At 29.6% G+C, this 781-nt stretch carries 1 protein-coding gene; it reads right to left on the reverse strand.

What is annotated here, in order from left to right; genetic code table 11:
- Positions 1–781 (reverse strand): IS3 family transposase (locus tag QHG34_RS15825; RefSeq protein WP_282631186.1); only part of this gene is annotated, 781 nt, incomplete at both ends.

Below are 781 nucleotides of genomic sequence, written 5' to 3' on the forward strand. Positions count from 1 at the left end.
TTTAATATTATTGTATTATTATTTTGATTAATTTGAAATGTAGGAAAATCATTAGGATTTTTGACCTTACCATATTTCAATAAAAAATTTCTAGGAGAAAGATATTGTAAAGAACTGTGTGGTCTTTCATTGTTATACATCCACATCCAAATTTCTGTATAATTTTTCATTTCTTTGATATTTTCAAATAAATAAGCATTTAAAAAATCTGTTCTAAAAGTTCTATTAAATCTTTCAATCAACGAATTTTGCGTAGGTTTCCCAGGTTGAATATAATATAATTCAATGGCTTTTTTTTGACAAAATAGTTTTAGTTTTTCAGCAATAAATTCTGGACCATTATCTACTCTAATTTTCTCAGGTTTCCCTCGCCATTCGATTAGTTTTTCAAGTTCAGAAATTACTTTAGCTGAAGGTAAGCTTGTGTCGATACAAATACTCAAAATTTCTCGATTAAAATCGTCTATAATATTCAAACTTCTCACGCTTTTTCCGTTTTCTAAACTATCATGCATGAAATCCATACTCCACGTTACATTTGGATAAATCGGACGTAAAAGCGGCTCTTTAATCCTTGCAGGAAGTCTTTTTTTACGTTTATTACGTAGGTTAAGTTTCATCGAAGTATAAATTCGATAAACTCGTTTATGGTTCCAAGTAAATCCTAAATTTCGTAAACGATGATGCATCATCCAAAAGCCCCAAGTTTGATGCTCGTTGGATAGCGCTATCAATTGAAAACGTATTTTATCATCCTCATCTTTACGTACTTTTTGATAAT

Source organism: Empedobacter sedimenti, assembly GCF_030005555.1.
In the GTDB taxonomy this organism is placed as follows: Bacteria; Bacteroidota; Bacteroidia; order Flavobacteriales; family Weeksellaceae; genus Empedobacter; species Empedobacter sedimenti.